General features: G+C 71.3%; 13 protein-coding genes. 9 read left to right on the forward strand and 4 right to left on the reverse strand.

Annotated elements, in window-relative coordinates:
* Positions 1–46: 46 nt before the first annotated feature.
* Positions 47–1,573 carry an efflux RND transporter periplasmic adaptor subunit gene (locus ACTWQA_RS03060; RefSeq protein ID WP_443157769.1) on the reverse strand — a complete coding sequence of 509 codons (1,527 nt, stop codon included), beginning with the start codon at positions 1,571–1,573 and terminating at the stop codon, positions 47–49.
* A 194-nt stretch (positions 1,574–1,767) separates the two neighbouring features.
* On the opposite strand from ACTWQA_RS03060, the gene ACTWQA_RS03065 reads away from it, so the two are divergent.
* The 6 genes from ACTWQA_RS03065 to ACTWQA_RS03090 are packed head-to-tail and all read left to right on the forward strand — an operon-like array spanning position 1,768 to position 7,602.
* A complete protein-coding gene (locus tag ACTWQA_RS03065; protein WP_443157770.1) occupies positions 1,768–2,910 on the forward strand; it encodes an efflux RND transporter periplasmic adaptor subunit in 1,143 nt (380 codons plus the stop codon).
* On the forward strand, positions 2,907–3,647 hold the full coding sequence (locus tag ACTWQA_RS03070) for an ABC transporter ATP-binding protein (RefSeq protein ID WP_443157771.1): 741 nt from the start codon (positions 2,907–2,909) through the stop codon (positions 3,645–3,647). The genes ACTWQA_RS03065 and ACTWQA_RS03070 overlap by 4 nt, the downstream gene beginning before the upstream one ends.
* The gene (locus ACTWQA_RS03075; protein ID WP_443157772.1) at positions 3,644–4,897 is read left to right on the forward strand and encodes an ABC transporter permease; all 1,254 of its coding nucleotides are present in this window, start codon (positions 3,644–3,646) and stop codon (positions 4,895–4,897) included. The genes ACTWQA_RS03070 and ACTWQA_RS03075 overlap by 4 nt, the downstream gene beginning before the upstream one ends.
* Before the next feature lie 22 nt (positions 4,898–4,919).
* Positions 4,920–5,450 carry a DUF5666 domain-containing protein gene (locus ACTWQA_RS03080; protein WP_443157773.1) on the forward strand — a complete coding sequence of 177 codons (531 nt, stop codon included), beginning with the start codon at positions 4,920–4,922 and terminating at the stop codon, positions 5,448–5,450.
* Positions 5,447–6,151: a response regulator transcription factor gene (locus ACTWQA_RS03085; RefSeq protein WP_443157774.1), complete on the forward strand. Its 705-nt coding sequence runs from the start codon at positions 5,447–5,449 to the stop codon at positions 6,149–6,151. Before ACTWQA_RS03080 ends, ACTWQA_RS03085 begins: the two co-directional genes overlap by 4 nt.
* A complete protein-coding gene (locus tag ACTWQA_RS03090) occupies positions 6,148–7,602 on the forward strand; it encodes an ATP-binding protein (RefSeq protein ID WP_443157775.1) in 1,455 nt (484 codons plus the stop codon). Before ACTWQA_RS03085 ends, ACTWQA_RS03090 begins: the two co-directional genes overlap by 4 nt.
* On the opposite strand, the gene ACTWQA_RS03095 is transcribed toward ACTWQA_RS03090, so the two are convergent.
* On the reverse strand, positions 7,587–8,963 hold the full coding sequence (locus ACTWQA_RS03095) for an FG-GAP and VCBS repeat-containing protein (protein WP_443157776.1): 1,377 nt from the start codon (positions 8,961–8,963) through the stop codon (positions 7,587–7,589). The genes ACTWQA_RS03090 and ACTWQA_RS03095 overlap by 16 nt on opposite strands.
* A 67-nt stretch (positions 8,964–9,030) precedes the next feature.
* On the opposite strand from ACTWQA_RS03095, the gene ACTWQA_RS03100 reads away from it, so the two are divergent.
* On the forward strand, positions 9,031–10,260 hold the full coding sequence (locus ACTWQA_RS03100) for a cytochrome P450 (RefSeq protein ID WP_443157777.1): 1,230 nt from the start codon (positions 9,031–9,033) through the stop codon (positions 10,258–10,260).
* Here ACTWQA_RS03100 and ACTWQA_RS03105 read toward each other — a convergent pair.
* Both ACTWQA_RS03105 and ACTWQA_RS03110 read right to left on the reverse strand, forming a co-directional pair.
* Entirely contained in the window at positions 10,257–11,669 is a 1,413-nt protein-coding gene (locus tag ACTWQA_RS03105; RefSeq protein ID WP_443157778.1) for an MFS transporter, read from the reverse strand. The genes ACTWQA_RS03100 and ACTWQA_RS03105 overlap by 4 nt on opposite strands.
* Before the next feature lie 31 nt (positions 11,670–11,700).
* Positions 11,701–12,306 carry a TetR/AcrR family transcriptional regulator gene (locus tag ACTWQA_RS03110; RefSeq protein WP_443157779.1) on the reverse strand — a complete coding sequence of 202 codons (606 nt, stop codon included), beginning with the start codon at positions 12,304–12,306 and terminating at the stop codon, positions 11,701–11,703.
* Positions 12,307–12,488: 182 nt separating this feature from the next.
* On the opposite strand from ACTWQA_RS03110, the gene ACTWQA_RS03115 reads away from it, so the two are divergent.
* Both ACTWQA_RS03115 and ACTWQA_RS03120 read left to right on the forward strand, forming a co-directional pair.
* Complete coding sequence (locus tag ACTWQA_RS03115; RefSeq protein WP_443157780.1) at positions 12,489–13,487, forward strand: LacI family DNA-binding transcriptional regulator; 999 nt, start codon at positions 12,489–12,491, stop codon at positions 13,485–13,487.
* Positions 13,484–14,824: a glycoside hydrolase family 32 protein gene (locus ACTWQA_RS03120; RefSeq protein WP_443157781.1), complete on the forward strand. Its 1,341-nt coding sequence runs from the start codon at positions 13,484–13,486 to the stop codon at positions 14,822–14,824. Before ACTWQA_RS03115 ends, ACTWQA_RS03120 begins: the two co-directional genes overlap by 4 nt.
* The last annotated feature ends 100 nt before the right edge of the window (positions 14,825–14,924 follow it).

Below are 14,924 nucleotides of genomic sequence, written 5' to 3' on the forward strand. Positions count from 1 at the left end.
GGAACCAGCTGAAGATCCCCTCAACACAGGTGGCGGGGGGCGGAGGTCATGCGCCGGGCCAGTTGCCGTCAGGGAACTCGCCCGTCGTGCCGCCCGACATGACCACCTGGTCGCTCTCGCCCAGGCCCGCGGTGACCTCGACGAACTGGTCACCGCGTACTCCCGTCCGCACCACTTTCGCCACGTCCCGGCCTCCCGACCGTACGGTGACCACCTGGGTGCCGTCGGACCTGTTGCGTACCGCCGCCGCGGGGACGTAGATCGTGTTCTTGGCCTCGTCCGTGGTGACGGTCACCGAGGCCGTCTGCCCGAGCATGAGGCCGGACGGCGGCGCGTCGAAAGCGAGGGTGACCGAGTAGCGGACGAGCTGACCGTCCACGGTGGCGGTCGGCGCGATGGCCGTCACCGTGCCCTCATGGCGTTCGCCGCCACGCGTCGCGAGCGTGATCTGAGCTCTTTGGCCGAGCTTGAGCCGGTTGACGTCGGATTCGGTGACCATGGCCTGGACCTGCAGCTCGTCCAGGTGGCCGAGGCTGATGAAGGTGTCCGTGCCCGCCGTGTCGCCGACACCGCCCGCGACCGACAGCACCGTTCCCGCGGCCGGGGCCACGATGCGAGTGGCGCGTACCGCGTCCGCCGCCTGCTCGAGCGCGGCCTCGGCGCGGTCCACGTTGGCGGCGGCCTGCTCTTCGCCGGCCTCGGCCCTGGCCCCGGTCTGGTTCGGCCCGCAGGGGCCGGTGCCCTGCGTAGGGCGAGCGCCGCTCGACGCACCGGTGCTCGGTCGCGCCGACGGCTTACCGCTCGCGGTGGGCCTCCCGCTCGCGATGGGTTTTCCGCCGGCGGATGGCTTGCCGGCGGGGGAGCCGGTGGGGGAGCCAGTGGGGGAACTCGTGGCCGACGGGCTGCCGTCGGCCGAGGACGGCCGCCCGTCGCCAGGCTGCTGGGCGCCGCCGCTCGGCGTGGCGGTGACGGTCGCGGTGACGGTGGCGGTCACGGTGACCGTCACCGTGGGCCGGGGCTCGGGCCCCGGGCCGGTCGGCTCCGTGGTGGGGGTGGCCGACGGGCGCGGGCTGCCCGCCGGGTCCGGCGTCGAGCTTCCCGTCGGGCTGAGGCTCGCACTCGGACTCGGGCCTGCGGAGCGACGGCCCGCTGGACCCAGGGCACCCCCGCCGCTGGGGGCGCAGGAGGTCACCGCGCTGTTCGACGTGCCCGTCGTGGCGGACGCCTCCTCCAGGGCCTCTTCGGCCGCCGCCACGCCGGCCTGGGCCGCCTCGTACGCCTCCCGCGCCGCCCGCCCGTCGATCCTGGCCAGGACCTGGCCCTTCTTCGCCTTGGCCCCGACCTTGACGTACACCTTGGTGAGCGTCCCGGAAGAACCGAAGGCCAGGTCGCGGCGGGAGCCGTCCACGGTGTTGCCGGCGGCGCTCACCACGGCCGTGACCTGCCCGCGCTGGGCGGCGGCGAGCCGTACCTGAAGGGCGGCCGGGGTGTCGTCGCGCAGCGTGAGCGCCAGGCCGGATCCCGCGGCGAGCACGGCCAGGGCGAGCCCGCCCAGCGCGAAAGTCCGTCTCATGGCGGATCATCCTGGCGAAGCAGGTTCGCGGCACGCTGCGAGGAGCCTCAGAGTTCGCTGTGCGTCCGCCCCGGGACCGGCGTTGTCAGCGAACGTTCAGCTTGCTCGCGGCTGCGGCGCAGGCTTGTGTGCAAGGGTCACCGCCTGTGAAGGTGTCGAACAGGCGCAGAGCGCGGATGAGCCGCCGGGCGCTGATGACCAACGGAGCCCTGACAGTGCTCCTGCTGGGCGGTGCCGTGCTCGCCTACGGCCAGCTCGGCACGGGACAGGCGGCGGGCGAGACGACCGTGCGCACGGTGACGGCGAGCCGCGGCTCCGTGGTGGCCTCCGTGTCGGCCTCGGGCGCGGTCGCGAGCTCCAAGTCCCGCGCCCTCTCGTTCGGGACGTCCGGGACGGTCGAGAAGATCTACGTGAAGGCCGGCGACAAGGTCGGCAAGGGCGCCATCCTGGCCAGGCTCGACGACGACGCCGCCCAGGAGAGCCTGGCGGCGGCCAAGGCCGCGTACGACAGCGCCGTGGCCGACGGGACCGGCACGGCCCAGCTCTACTCCGCCTCCATCAAAGCCCGCAACGACTATCGGGAGGCGCGGCGCACCGTGGCGGGCACCGTGCTGAAGGCCCCGTTCGGCGGCACGGTCACAGCGGTGAACGGCTCGGTCGGCGGCAACAGCGGCTCAGGACAGAGCTCAGGACAAAGCTCGGGCCAGACCTCGGGACAGAGCTCCGGGCAGAGCACCGGACAGGCCCAGACCGGCTCCGGGTCGGGATCCAGCGGATTCATCGAGATCGCCGACACCGGCAAGCTCCAGCTGGTCGCCTCCTTCACCGAAGCCGACGCCGGCAAGCTCAAGCAGGGCCAGACGGCCACGGTCACGTTCGACGCGCTGCCCGGCGTGCGCGCCACCGGCAAGGTCACCCAGATCGAGCCGGTCGCCGCCACCAGCAACAACGTGGTGCAGTATCCGGTCACGGTCACCTTCACGGAGGTGCCGGGCCAAGTGCGGCTGGGCCAGACCGCCACCGTCGAGGTCGTGGTCGGCCAGGCGGACGACGTCGTCACCGTCCCCTCCACGGCGGTCTCCACCAGCGGCGGGCAGACCACGGTCACCCTGTTCAAGGACGGCAGGCAGACCAGGACCCCCGTGGAGGTCGGGGTGCGCGGCGCGACGCTGACCGAGATCACGTCGGGCGTGTCCGAGGGTGACCGGATCGTGCCGCCGGCGGCCTCGACCGGCACCACCACCGGCGGCGGCATCCAGCGCCAGTTCGGCGGCGGGGGCTTCCCCGCCGGCGGCCCGGTGCGCAGTGGGGGCGGCATGCAGGGAGGCGGGCAATGACGGCCCCGGACGGCCCCGCGCCGGTCCTGCGCGTCAGGAACCTCGTCATGGAGTACGGCGAGGGCGATGCCCGGGTCCGCGCCCTGCGCGGCGTCAGCATGGACGTCGAGCGCGGCGACTTCGTCGCCATCATGGGCGCCTCCGGCTCCGGCAAGTCCACGCTCATGAATATCCTCGGCTGCCTGGACGTGCCCACGAGCGGCACGTACCTGATCGACGGCGCCGACGTGGGCCGTCTGGACGAGCACCAGCTCGCCATCCTGCGCAACCGCCGGGTCGGGTTCGTCTTCCAGTCGTTCAACCTGATCCCGCGCATGAGCGCCCTGGCCAACGTGGAGCTGCCGCTCGTGTACGGTGGCGTCGGCCAGGCCGAGCGGCGCGCCCGGGCGCTGGCCGCGCTGGAGCAGGTCGGCCTGGCCGACCGCGTGCACCACGAGCCGAACCAGCTCTCCGGCGGCCAGCAGCAGCGCGTCGCCGTCGCCAGGGCACTGGTCACCGCGCCGGCCCTGCTGCTGGCCGACGAGCCGACCGGCAACCTCGACACCGCCTCCACCGGCGACGTGCTGCAGATCATGGACCGGCTCAGCGACTCCGGCCGCACGATCGTGCTCATCACCCATGAGGACGACGTGGCCGCGCATGCCAAGCGGGTGGTCAGGCTGGTGGACGGGGAGATCGTCGAAGACCGCCGGCAGGCGCCCGTGGACGGCCCGCCCCCGAGGATGGCGGCCCGGTGAACCAGCTCGAGATCCTCCGCTTCGCGCTGCGCGGCCTGCTGGCCAACAAGATGCGCAGCTCGCTCACCACGCTCGGCATCCTCATCGGCGTGGCCGCCGTCATCATGCTGGTGGCCGTCGGCGAGGGCTCCTCGCGCAGCATCCAGCAGAACATCCAGCGCCTCGGCGCGAACACGCTGACGATCTCCCCTTCCTTCTCCGGGGGCGGAGGCGGTGGCGGGGGCGCGGGCATGCGGACGCAGGGCGGCAACACCGGCCCGCGCACCCAGGCCAGGCAGCTCAGCCTGGCCGACGCCAAGGCGCTGACCGACAAGACGCTCGCGCCCTCGGTCAAGAGCGTCTCGCCCGTGGTCACCCCCTCCTCCTCGACCGCCGCGTACGGGGCGGCCAGCCACACGATCGCCCAGTTCGTCGGCACGTACCCGAGCTACTTCGAGGCCACGAACAAGCCCGTGGCGAAGGGCACGTACTTCTTCAACGACGACGTGCTGGCCGCCAGGAAGGTCGTGGTGCTCGGCCGGACCGTCGTGGAGGAGCTGTTCGGTACCGTCGACCCGATCGGCAAGCAGGTCAGCGTGTCCGGCGTGCCGTTCACGGTCGTCGGCGTGCTGAAAGAGGCCGGGTCGACCGGCATGCAGGACGCCGACGACGTGGCCGTCGCGCCGCTGCCGGCCGTGCAGCAGAGCCTGAGCGGGTTCGGCTCGCTCAGCTCGATCGTCGTCCAGGCGACCGGGGCCGGGACCACCACGACGGCCCAGTCGGAGGTCACGGCTATCCTCAACCAACGACATGGCATCACCAACGACAACCCGGACTACCGCCTGCTCAACCAGGCCACGTTGCAGGAGACCGTCAGCGCGGCGACGGGCACCTTCACCGTGCTGCTCGGCGCCGTCGCCGCGATCTCGCTGCTGGTGGGCGGCATCGGCATCACCAACATCATGCTGGTGACCGTCACGGAGCGCACCCGCGAGATCGGCATCCGCAAGGCGATCGGCGCGCCCAGGAGCGCCATCCTGGGCCAGTTCCTGCTGGAGGCCACGTTGCTGAGTCTGGTCGGCGGGCTGTCGGGGGTGCTGGTGGCGTTCCTGGGGACCAGATTCACGATCGCCGGCATCGAGCCCGTCCTGGTGCCGTCGTCGGTCGCGCTGGCGCTGGGCGTGTCGGTGGGGATCGGGCTGTTCTTCGGCAGTTATCCCGCCAACCGGGCGGCCAAGCTCAGGCCGATCCAGGCCCTGCGCCATGAGTAGGGCGCCACGTAAGGAGATGCACATGGCCCAGCTCGACTCCTCGCCGTACCCCGACGACCTGCGCGAGGAGCTCACCGTCCAGCCCCGCGCGGGCCTGTCGAAGCTCACGCTGACGCTGGCCGCCGGCGTCGTGCTGGTGGCGGGGATCATCATCGGCATCCAGGCCGGCAAGCTGACCGGCGGCTCGGCCGGCACCTCGGCAGCCCAGCTGCGCGCCGGAGGAATGCAACAGGCGCCCCAGGGGTACGGCCCCGCGGGAGTGCAGCAGGCGCCCCCCGGGTACGGCGGCCGGCAGGGCGGCCTCGCCCAGCGCACGGGCGGCGGCGGCACGATCGGGACCGTGGAGAAGGTGGAGGGCGGCACGATCTACGTCAAGACCATGGACGGCTCCACCGTCACCGTCACCACCACCGACCAGACCACCGTCCAGATCGCCAAGCCGGGCAAGGTGTCCGACCTGCAGGCGGGCAGCACGGTCACGGTACGCGGCCGGCAGGGCGACGACGGCTCCGTGGCCGCGGCCTCGATCACCCAGGGAGGCGGCCCGCGATGAGCCGCGAGCCCGAGGCCAGGCTGCTGGTGGTCGACGACGAGCCCAACATCAGGGAGCTGTTCTCGGCCAGCCTGCGCATGGCCGGGTTCGAGGTGCTGACCGCCGCCGACGGCATGGAGGCGCTGCGGGTGGCCGAGGAGAGCTCGCCGGACCTGGTGATGCTCGACGTGATGCTGCCCGACCTTGACGGCCTGGCGGTCGCGGGCAGGCTGCGGTCCCGCGGCCGCCGGGTCCCGGTGCTCTTCGTGACCGCCAAGGACGCGCCCGAAGACAGGATCGCCGGGCTGGGGCTCGGCGAGGACTACGTGACCAAGCCGTTCAGCCTGGAAGAGGTCATCGCCCGGATCCGGGCGGTACTGCGCAGGACCCGGCGCGCGGGCTCCGGCACTCCGCCGCCGAACCGGCTGCAGGTGGCCGACCTGGAGCTGGATGAGGAGACCCACGAGGTCTGGAGGGACGGCATCCCCGTGAAGTTGTCGCCGACGGAGTTCAGGCTGCTGCAGTACTTCATGCTCAACGTGGGCCGGGTGCTGTCCAAGACGCAGATCCTCGACCACGTCTGGAACGGCGACTGGCGCACCGACGTCGGCCTCGTCGAGTCATACGTCTCCTACCTGCGCAGGAAAGTGGACACCGGCGAGCGCAAATACCTGCACACGCTGCGCGGGGTCGGCTACATCCTGCGCCCGCCCCGCGTATGAGGAAATATCTGGCGCGGACTCCGCTCTGGCTGCGGCTGGTCTCGGCCACCCTGCTGCTGGTCACCCTCGCCATCACCCTGACCGGCCTGTTCGCCGTGCGGTTGCTGCGCGGCTACCTCGTCGACCGCGTCGACCAGCAACTGCGTGCCGCCAGCGCCCCGCGCGACGTGACCCCGCCGCCCGAGCCGCGCCCGGCGCGCCCGGCACGTTTCTTCGGGCTGTTCCACGTCGTGGTGCTGAACGCGAACGGCGCCACGATCAGGACGCTCAGCGAGTCGACCGACGAGCACGTCCCCGCCCTGCCCCGGCTGGCCGCCGCCGACGTGCGCGCCCTCCAGGGCCGCCCGTTCACCGTCGAGTCGCGAGCGGCGGGCGGCCCGAGCTGGCGGGTCGTCGCCGCGCCCGGGCGCGAGGGCGAGAGCCGGGTGATCGGCGTCAATCTGGGCGATGTGGACGCCACGGTCTCGCAGCTCGCCCTCATCGTGGCGGTGGCCGGCGGCGGCACGCTGATCGTGCTCGGCGTCGTCTGCCATTGGCTGGTACGCCGCAGCCTGCGCCCGCTGCGCGACATCGCGCGGACGGCCAAGGACATCGCGGGCGGCGACCTGTCGCGCCGCGTGCCGCTCTGGGCGGCCACCACCGAGGTCGGCAAGCTCGGCCGCTCGCTCAACACCATGCTCGCCCGGATCGAGTCGGCAGCGCGGGAACGGGAGAAGGCGGCCGAGTCCGCCCGCCGCTCCGCCACGGCCGCCAGGCGCTCGGAAGAGCTGATGCGCCGGTTCATGGCCGACGCCTCCCACGAGCTGCGCACACCGCTGACGTCGATCAGAGGGTTCGCGGAGCTCTACCGGCTGGGGGAGGAGCGCGACCTGGACGAGGCCATACGGCTGCTGAGCCGCATCGAGGGGCAGGCGGCGCGGATGGGGCTGCTGGTGGAGGACATGCTGCTGCTCGCCCGGCTGGACCAGCGGCGCGAGCTGGCCATGCAGCCCGTGGACCTGCTGAGCCTGGCGGCCACGGCGGTGATCGACGCCCGGACGCTGGCGCCCGACCGGCGGATCGAGCTGGTACGGCTGTTCGCGGGAGACGGCGACGTGGTGGTGATCGGGGACGAGCCGCGGCTCGGGCAGGTGCTCGGCAACCTCGTGACCAACGCGCTCACCCACACCCCGGCGGGCACGGCGTTCCAGGTGCGGGTCGGCGTGGACGGCGACCAGGCCGTGGTGGAGGTGGCCGACGAAGGGCCCGGGTTCCCGCCGGACGTGGCGGAGCGGGTGTTCGAGCGGTTCTACCGGGCCGACCCGGCACGCGGCGCCGGCGGGTCGGGACTGGGATTGTCGATCGCGGCGACCCTGGTGGAGGCCCACGGCGGGATCGTCACCGCGGAGTCCGAGCCCGGCAAGGGCGCCCTGTTCCGGGTGATCCTCCCGCTGACTCAGCCGATGGCGTAGCCGAACAGGCCGGTGCCCTTGCTGAGCTGGCGGACCTTGCCCAGCCGCAGACCCGGCTTCCTGGAGCCCGGCGCGTACATGACCAGCCCCTGGTCCGGCGCCGCCACCACCAGCCCGTACAGCGGCCGGCGCTTCTCCAGCGGCCGGTAGCGCTCGCCCAGGGGCAGCGCGGCCAGCGAGGCGCCGAAGTCCCGGCCCTTGCCCTTGATCAGCAGGTTCCCGACCCTGGTCAGCCCGCCGGAGGACCGGCCCATCAGTACCTGGACCGCCCGCTCGCCGGGCACGCCGATGGCCAGCTCGTCCCTGCCGTCGCCGTTGAAGTCCCCGGCGGCCAGCGACGCGCCGAACCGGTCGTAGTAACGGGGCTTGCCGTCGAGCGTGTTCTGCGACCAGGCCTCGGTCTTGTCGGTGCGCAGCCCGTTGCGGGAGCCGTACAGGACGTCTACGGTGCCGTCGCCGTAGTCCAGGGCGCGCTGGTTCTTGGTGATGCCCTCGCCGGGCACGCCGATGGCCAGGTCGGCCTTGCCGTCGCCGTTGAAGTCCCCGGTGGCCAGCGCCGCGCCGAACCCGTCCCACTTCTCGGAGGCGCCCTTGATGCCCGGGCTGCTCTGGGTGAGCTGCCGCGCCCGCTCGCCCCGTACGTCGATCACCGTCACCGAACCCTGCCCGTCCAGCGTGACGCTGTCGGCAGGCGCCCCGACGGCCAGCTCGTCGCGCCCGTCCCCGTCGAAGTCCCCGGTCGCGAGCGAGGCGCCCCACTGGTCGGTCACGTTCGCCGCCTGCCGCACCCACGGCGTCTTCTGCGTGATCTGGTACGGCTTGCGGCCCTTCATCCAGTACACCGTCACCGCGCCACCCGACCGGTGGCTGGGCGCACCCACGACGAGCTCGTCCCGCCCGTCTCCGTCGAGATCCCCGGCGGCCAGCGAGGCCCCGAACCGGTCGCTGGACGGCTTCGCGACCGCGAGCTCCTTGCCCTTGACCAGACCGTCCACGGACCCGCTGAAGAGCTGGACGACCCCGTTCCCGTCGGCGCCGGAGATCCGCTCCCCGGCGAACTCCTCCGACACCCCGACGGCCAGGTCGGCGCACTTGTCGCCGTTGAAGTCGCCGACGGCCAGCGCGGAGCCGAACGAGTCGCCCGGCTCCGCGCCGTCCTGGGCGAGCTTCACCTTCTTCCCCGACCCATACATGACGGTCACCGAACCGGCCCGCGCGTTGTCGTAGGGGGCGGCCACGGCGAGGTCGGGACGGCTGTCGCCGTCGAAGTCGAGAGGATGCCCGCCGCACGAGCGGGCGGCGGCGGGAGTGGCGCCGGAAGCGAGGGGCAGAACCAGGCAGGCGGCGAGCAGCGCATTCATACTTGCAGGTATGTCCGGCCCGCACGAACCCGGCTTTAACACCGTGGGAACGTGCCAGGATAGACGGGTGGACATCGACCTCGCTGATCTGGATTTCTGGCGCAGGCCGCTCAAAGAGCGGAATGAGGCGTTCGCCCGGCTCCGGCAATTAGAGCATCCGGTGTTCTTCCCGGAGAAGAAGGTGCCGCTCCTGCGTTCCGGCAAGGGCTTCTATGCGCTCGTACGGCACGCGGACGTGGTCGAGGCCAGCCGCAACGCCAAGATCTTCTCCAGCGAGCCGGCGGTCACCAACCCGGAGCCGCCCGGCTGGGTGAAGCAGGTGTTCGGTGAGTCGATGGTCAACATGGACGACCCGCGCCACGCCCGCCTGCGCCGCATCGTCACCCGCTCCTTCAGCCCCAAGATGCTGGCCGGCCTGCAGAGCGACATCGAGGCCGCCTGCGCCCGCATCGTCGACGACGTCGTCAAGGACGGCCCCCGCGACTTCGTCACCCAGGTCGCCGCCCGCCTGCCGATCCACGTCATCTGCGACATGCTCGACATCCCGCAGGAGCTGCGGGCCAAGGTCCACCAGCACGTCGACATCTCCACCGCCTACACCGGCGTACGCCCCAGCCTGGCCCGCAGCGTCCAGATGGCCGGCCAGAACATGCTGGCCCTGCTGGCGTTGCAGCGCATGGTCATCAAGCTCGGCCACGAACGCGTCGCCGACCCCAAGGGCGACCTCGTCTCCCTCCTGGTCAACGCCAACCCCGACGGGGAGAAGCTGACCGATAAGGAGCTCGGCTCCTTCTTCGCGCTGCTGCTGGTCGCCGGCAACGAGACCGCCCGCAACACGATGGCGCACGGCATCAAGCTCCTCACCGACAACCCGGCGCAGCGCGAGCTGCTCATGAGCGACTTCGGCACGCACATCAACGCGGCCATCGAGGAGATGGTCCGCTACGTCTCGCCCATCATGCAGTTCCGCCGCACGGTCACCGAGGACTATGCGCTGCGCGGCCTGGAGCTGAAGAAGGGCGACAAGGTCGTGTTGTTCTACGGCTCCGCCAACCGGGACGAGTCGGTCTTCCCCGACCCGGACACGTTCGACATCACCCGCGACACCAAGCCACACGTCGGCTTCGGCGGCCCGGGACCGCACTTCTGCCTGGGTGCGAACCTGGCCAGGCAGGAGATGCGCACGATGTTCCGCGAGCTGCTCACCAGGCTCCCCGGCGTCCGCTCCGTCGGCGAGCCCGAGCTGCTGCTGTCGAACTTCGACAACAGCGTCCGCAGCCAGGCGTTCACCTTCTAGTCCTCGGCCGCCAGCACGTTTTCCTTGATCGTGACGAACGTGATCAGCGCCGACACCACCATCATCCCGGCGCTGATCAGCATCGCCATCCGGAACCCGGCGTCGAACACCGGCGGATTCTGGAACGCGTCGCCCACCAGCCCGACCAGCGGCGGCACCGCGGCCACGGCGAGCAGGCTGCCGGTGCGGGCGACCGCGTTGTTGACGCCGCTGGCGGTGCCCGCATACCGCTCGTCGGCGGTGGCCAGGACGGTGGCCGTCAGCGGCGCGACCGCCGCCGACAGCCCGAGCCCGAAGACGGACACCGCGGGCAGGACCTGCAGCACGTAGGAGGCGTCCGGACCGATCGTGCTCATCCAGAGGAACCCGCAGCCCGCGATCAGGATCCCGATGGTCATCGGCAGACGCGGCCCGTAGCGCTTGGCGATGTCACCCGCCCTGGCCGACAGCACGATCATCAGAATCGTGGTCGGCAACATGGCGAGGCCCGCCGCGATGGGCGAGAACCCGGACACCACCTGCAACTGCACGACCAGCAGGAAGAACACCACGCCCATGGCCGCGTACATGATCAGCGTCACCACGTTCACCGCCGAGAACACGTGGTTCTTGAAGATCCCCACGGGCACCAGCGCGTCCGGCGACCTGCGGATCTCCAGCACCACGAACGCGGCCGCCATCGCCAGCCCGACCAGCAACGGGACCAGGGCGCCCGTCTCGATCAGCCCGTACGTGATGCCGGCCAGCGCCAGCGCCGCCAGCACCGATCCCAGCACGTCGAAGCGCCCCGCCGCCTGCTCGTCCCTGCTCTCGGGCACGTGCCGCAGCGCGACCAGCACCACCACCAGCGCGAACGGCAGGTTGATCAGGAACGCCCACCGCCACCCCACCGTCTGCACCAGCCACCCGCCGAGCAGCGGCCCGATCGCGGCGGCCACTCCGCCGAGCCCCGACCACGCCCCGACCGCCCGCGGCCGGTCGTGCCGCACGAATGACGCCTGAATGATCGCCAGCGACCCCGGCGTCAGCAGCGCCCCGCCGACGCCCTGCAGGGCCCGGGCCGCGATCAGGACCTCGATGTTCGGCGCCAGCCCGCACAGCGCGGACGCCACGGCGAACCACACCGTGCCGACGAGGAAGACCCTCCGCCGGCCGTAGCGGTCGCCGAGGGACCCGCCCAGGAGGATCAGCCCGGCGAGGGTGAGCGTGTAGGCGTTGATCGTCCACTGCAGGCCGTCCATGCCCGCGTCGAGCTCTCGTCCGAGGAAGGGCAGCGCGACGTTGACCACGGTGCTGTCGAGCAGCGCGAGCCCGGACCCGAGGACGGTCGCCAGTAACACCCACCGGCCGCTCGCCGACTTCAGCTCCAGGTGGTCGCCATTGTGGAGCTCTTTGGGGCCGAATGTCATGGGCCCCATCCTGTCATCGCGCCGAACGCGGTCAGGTAGCGGATCCGCTGCCGAGCGCCCGCAACACGAACTCGCACACCAGCGCCTGCGCCGCCTCCACCGTGACAGCCCCGCTGATGAGCGGCACCCGCTCGGCCCCGATGACGGCCAGGACCATGCGGGCGGTGGCCGCGACATCGACCACCCGGAAGTCGCCCGACGCCATGCCGCTCTCCAGGATCTCCACCAGAATGCGTTGCATGGGCGCGACGTGCTCGGCCAACTGCTGGTATGCGTCCGGCCCCAGCGCCGCACTGAGATCGGCGGCCCCAGGATGCGGATGCGCCAGCAACCCGGCCAGCTGCAGGCGCACGAACGCCCGCAACCGATCCGCCGGCGGGGCGCCCTCCGGCAGCTCACGCTCGTAACTGGCGATGAAGTATTGGGTCACCCGTTCGGTGAACGCCAGCAGCAACGCGGCCTTGTCCGGAAAGTAGTTGTACAGCACCGTCCGGGTGATCCCGGCCTCCGCGGCCACGTCTGTCAGGGAGATGCCGTCGATGCCCTGCACACGCGCCAGGCGCGAGACGGCCTGCAGGATGCGGTCGCGCGTCTGAGCACGGTGCTCGCCGATCGTGGCGGCCGAGATGCGGGGCATAGGCCCATGGTAGGCCGAGCCGGGCTGATCGCCGCCGGCTCCCGGTCCTCACATGACGGGTGGGGCGCCCCTTATAACAGTCTGGTCACGTCCGATGCCTCCCGCTCGACACCGGGGAAACCTCTGCCCAACAATCACGTCAATCGTTCCACGTAAATCGTTTGACGTGAGAGGAGCGGCTGGTGGCGACGCTGAAGGATGTGGCGACGAGAGCGGGCGTTTCGGTCTCCACCGTGTCGCTCGTCATGAACGGCAGGGACGCCGGGCGGGTCAAGCCGGCCATCGGTGAGCGCGTCAGGCGCGCGGCGGCCGAGCTCGGCTACGCGCCCAACCTGCTCGCCCGTAGTCTGCGCACCCGCCAGACCAACACCATCGGCCTGCTGTCGGACATGGTTGCCAGCACGGCGTTCGCGGGCCGGATGCTCAAGGGCGCCCAGGAGGCGGCGTGGGAGCAGGGCTGCCTGCTGCTGCTCATCGACACGGGCGGCAACGCCGAGATGGAGCAGAGCGCAGTGCAGGCACTGGTCCAGCGCAATGTCGACGCGCTGATCTACGCCTCGATGTACCACCGCGAGATCGAGCTGCCGGAGATCCCCGAAGGGCTGCCGCTGATCGTGCTGGACGGGCGGCCCGTCGAGGGGGACGTCGACTGGGTGGTGCCCGACGAGCGCGGCGGCGCGCGGGCCGCGGTGGAGCACCTGATGGCCGCCGGGCACACCCGGATCGGGTTCTGCACGATCGATGACGACATACCGGCCGCCCACCAGCGGCTGGAGGCCTACCAGGACACGCTCGGCGAGCACTTCGAACCGTCGCTGGTGATGCGTGGGACGACCGGAGACGTCCACAGCGGGCAGTGGGCGGCGCGGGAGCTGCTGTCGCGGCCCGACCGGCCGACCGCGCTGTTCTGCTACAACGACCGCGTGGCGATGGGGGCTTACCGGGCCGCCCGCCACTTGGGGCTCGCCGTGCCGGGCGAGGTGTCGATCGTCGGCTTCGACGACCAGGAGCACATCGCCGACTCACTGGAGCCCGGGCTGACCACCGTCGCCCTGCCGCACTACGAGATGGGCGCCTGGGCGGCGTCCCGCTTGCTGAGCAAGGCCGAGGGCGACGCGACCGAGCACAAGCTCATGCCGTGCCCGCTGGTCGTCCGCGACTCGGTGGCGGTGCCGCGGTGACGCCGCACCGTCCGCAGCTGCACTACACACCCGCGCGCAACTGGATGAACGACCCCAACGGCCTGGTCTGGCACGACGGCGAGTACCACCTCTTCTACCAGTACAACCCCTACGGGAACGACTGGGGGAACATGTCGTGGGGACACGCCGTCAGCACCGACCTGGTCCACTGGGAGGAGCTCGGCGTCGCGATCGAGGCCACCGACGACGAGTACGTCTTCTCCGGGAGCGCCGTGATCGACCACGACGGGACCATGGTGGCCGTCTACACCAGCCACTACCCCGCGTCGGGGCTGCAGGCGCAATCGCTGGCCCGCAGCATCGACCGGGGCAGGACGTGGACCCGCCACCCGGGCAACCCCGTCCTCGACATCGGCTCCAAGGAGTTCCGCGACCCCAAGGTCTTCTGGTACGGCCCAGGGGGCTACTGGGTCATGGCCGTCGTGCTGGCCCTGGAGTGGAAAGTGAGCTTCTACCGCTCCGACGACCTGCTCTCCTGGACGTGGCTGAGCGACTTCGGACCTGACGGATCTGTAGACGGCGTCTGGGAGGTTCCCGACCTGTTCGAGCTGGACGGCAGGTGGGTGCTGGTCGTCAGCTTCAATCCCGGCGGGCCGGCCGGCGGCTCCGGCGTCCAATACTTCGTGGGCCGCTTCGACGGCGTCACCTTCACCAGCGACTGGCCGGCCTCCTGGGCGGACCACGGCCGTGACTTCTACGCCGCGGTCTCCTGGAACCACACCCCGGTCGGGCGGCGCCGCTGGATCGGCTGGATGAGCAACTGGGACGACGCCGCCGCCCACCCCACCGATCCCTGGCGTGGGGCGCAGAGTTTGCCGCGCGAGCTGCTGCTGGAGGACATCGGCGGCCGCCCGCGCCTGGTGCAGCGGCCCGTGGCCGCCCTCCAGGCGTTGCGCACGACCGACGCCGTCCACCTCGCCGATCTGGACGTCCCGCCCGGCGTCACGTTCCGTCCCCTCCCCGAGGGGGCGCTGGAGATCACCGCGGAGTTCGAGCCGGGTACGGCGGAGCGGTTCGGGCTGGTGATCCACGAGGGACTGCGCATCGGGTACGACGTCGTCCGTGGCGAGACGTTCGTGGAAGGGACGCCCAGCGGCAGGCACGCCGCCCCGCTTTCCGCGGATGGCCTGCGCCTGACCGCCATCGTGGACACCTCCTCGGTCGAGGTCTTCTTCGACCGCGGTCAGGTCGTCTTCACCGAACAGGTCTTCGCCGACCCCGGCTCGCCCCGCGTGGGCCTGTTTGCTGACCGCGGCACGGCGCTGCTGCGATCGGCGACCATCCACTCACTGGCCTCCATCTGGGACGAATGGTGATCATATCGGGGGACATATGGTTAAATCATTCGGTCACTTGAATGGATGGTTGATTCGTGCTTTCATGGGTTCATGCTCTACGGCACTCCCGCACTCGAGC

The sequence above is a fragment of the Nonomuraea sp. 10N515B genome (assembly GCF_052245915.1).
Classification (GTDB): Bacteria; Actinomycetota; Actinomycetes; order Streptosporangiales; family Streptosporangiaceae; genus Nonomuraea.